4 protein-coding genes are annotated in these 2,384 nt (G+C 41.9%); 1 reads left to right on the forward strand and 3 read right to left on the reverse strand.

The window, feature by feature from the left end:
- Window positions 1-357: TlpA family protein disulfide reductase (locus WB217_RS05020; protein ID WP_423991235.1), on the forward strand; the 357-nt coding region annotated here is incomplete at its 5' end.
- Between the two features lie 49 nt (window positions 358-406).
- Here WB217_RS05020 and WB217_RS05025 read toward each other — a convergent pair.
- The 3 genes from WB217_RS05025 to WB217_RS05035 all read right to left on the reverse strand — a co-directional run.
- Window positions 407-1,426 carry a F510_1955 family glycosylhydrolase gene (locus tag WB217_RS05025; RefSeq protein ID WP_423991237.1) on the reverse strand — a complete coding sequence of 340 codons (1,020 nt, stop codon included), beginning with the start codon at window positions 1,424-1,426 and terminating at the stop codon, window positions 407-409.
- Window positions 1,413-1,997, reverse strand: coding sequence for a TVP38/TMEM64 family protein (locus WB217_RS05030; RefSeq protein WP_423991239.1), 585 nt, complete (start codon window positions 1,995-1,997; stop codon window positions 1,413-1,415). Before WB217_RS05030 ends, WB217_RS05025 begins: the two co-directional genes overlap by 14 nt.
- Before the next feature lie 203 nt (window positions 1,998-2,200).
- On the reverse strand, window positions 2,201-2,384 hold a 184-nt coding region (locus WB217_RS05035), incomplete at its 5' end, for a hypothetical protein (RefSeq protein ID WP_423991241.1).

The raw sequence follows: 2,384 nt of genomic DNA on the forward strand, positions 1-2,384 counted from the left end.
ACTTTAATCCATTTCTGGTCCGTCAGCTGCGGACTTTGCAAAGAAGCAATGCCGGAAGTAAATGAGTTTCGTGATGAATATGAGGATGAATTGAACATCTTGGCGGTTCATATGCCTCGCTCAGAAAATGATCTTGATGTTGCAGTGATTGAAGCAATGGCAATGGGCCATGATATTTCCCAGCCAACATTCATTGATGGCGAACATAAGCTCACAGAGGCCTTTGAAAATAAATATGTTCCTGCTTATTATGTATTTGATGCAGAAGGTAAACTTCGCCACTTTCAGGCTGGTGGAAGCGGGATGACCATGCTCCGTAAACGTGTGAACCGCGTGCTTGGAAAAGACGAGAAATAATAAAAAAAAATGCCACAGCAGATTTTGAGCTGTGGCATTTGTTATTTGTCTATTTAATTTTCCCATTAACTAGTATCTGCTTCCAAGTCTGTCCGCCGTCAGTCGATTCATATAAATCATTCAGGATTGTAATGAAGGCGATTCTCCCTTCCTCCTCATAGTCTGCAGCAATATAAGTAATCGGATTATCATAAGCCAAGGTTGGGATTGGCAATTCTACTCCTTCTATACCCTCGTCAAGCTTCACAAGCTTCATTTTCTTATCTTCAACTGGGGAAATGTACAGGGATTCCTTGGAGAATGCAGCCGCGGTTACCATTTCATAATTGCCATTTTCTTTCACAGTCTTTCCTGAATCATTTGAAACAAATACACCTTCCTTCGTGGCCATTGCGAAAGTTTCACCTTTGTCAGGATGAACAGCAATCATGCCGAGCGTATTTGTATCCAATCCTTTTAGAGCAATTTGCTCCCAGCTCTTAGCGTTATCCTTTGAAACGTAAACACCTGCATCCAGTTCGGAATTAGGCTGTTCATTAATTACATATAACGTTTGATCCAGATAGCTTGCCGATAGGAAGTGAAAATCACTTTCTCCATAGAAAGCTGCTTTTTCAAGTGATTTGCCAAAATCAGTGCTTTTAACAAGGCCTAGAGGATTTTTCAATGACGAACCTTCTTCTGGATGGCCGCTTGAGTAAAACCCATCCTTTACGGCTTGGAAACCCATATAGTCATGTTTTTCTGCTGTCGTTTCAAACCATTGGCCGTCTTTATAAATCTTGATTCCATTATGTGATGCAACATAGAGTCCTTCATCGTTGCCCGGATATCCAATTCCATGCATATGCTCTATTTTCTGAGGCTCTGCTTTTACGATAAAATCAGTTCCTGCATTTTGCTGTTTTTCATCATTTGACTGATCATCCTGCTTTTCTTCGCTGGCCGTATCCTGTTGGTTTTCTTCTGATGGGGCTTGCTTTGTTTCTTCCTTTTCCTTAGAGCAGCCAGTAAATACAAGCATTGCTGCCACAAGTGTGATCATAAAGCTTTTTTTATTTATTTTCATTATTACTTCCTCCGTTTTTTCTCTTAGTTGTCCAATAATAGTAGCAAATACCTGCTCCAACAGCAAAGAACGCTACTGCAAGCTGATACTCCATTTTCCAGCTAAGTACAGTATGTACTGAATAAGCTTCAATCAGGAGAGCCGGAATCTTACCAATGGTGCTAGAAACCATAAATGCTGCTGCACCCATCCTGCTGATTGAGGCAGTCAAAGTAACAAATCCCGACGGCGCGAATGGAAAGATCCTCAGCACCAAAACTAGAATAAATGCCTTCATTCCCGTCGTATTCTTCAGTTTTTCCAGTAGTTTTATGGAGTGTGTACCACCGTTAAATTTCTCCCCAAGTTTTTTTAAGCCTTTCCTATAAAGGAAGAAACTGATGATAGCACCAAGAGCCTCCCCAATGATTGAGAGAGCTAATCCACCTGCGAACCCGAAGTACACGATATTGGCTCCAGTCACAAATGTACTCGGTACGATACCAGCAATTGAAATAAGCACACTTACCAATAGGCTAATCAAAATTGCGAGCCAAATCGGCAGACCTGCCAGGTATTCAAACAACACCATACTTTTTCCTCCGAGCTTCTCTGCCTATTGAACAATTATAGACCAAAAGTTTGCAGAAAGTATGGAACAAGCTTTGGAAAAAGAAACTCGGCTAGCCCCTTAGTGCCTTCTTAAGACGAAATCCCTTTGCATAAATCAATCTTATTTTTACGAAAAAAAGAAAACAGCCCGTCCAATAAAGGGACTGGCTGTCTCATCTGTTTTTAAGCTAAGTTGTCTTCCACATTATGCTGTGAAGGAAGATCTGCTATTTGGGAACCACCGGCTGAATGCTGCGATGGCAATTCGGCTACATTTGTGCAGTCCGCTGAATGCTGTGATGGCAGATCGGCTACATACGTGCCGTCCGCTGAATGCTGTGATGGCAGATCGGCTACATACGTGCCG

The sequence above is a fragment of the Mesobacillus sp. genome (genome assembly GCF_049588175.1).
Classification (GTDB): domain Bacteria; phylum Bacillota; class Bacilli; order Bacillales; family Cytobacillaceae; genus Mesobacillus.

Bases quoted from the DNA above. Each gene is read 5' to 3' on its own strand.
- WB217_RS05025 (WP_423991237.1), bottom strand. From the start codon at position 1,426: ATGAAAATAAATAAAAAAAGCTTTATGATCACACTTGTGGCAGCAATG.
- WB217_RS05030 (WP_423991239.1), bottom strand. From the start codon at position 1,997: ATGGTGTTGTTTGAATACCTGGCAGGTCTGCCGATTTGGCTCGCAATT.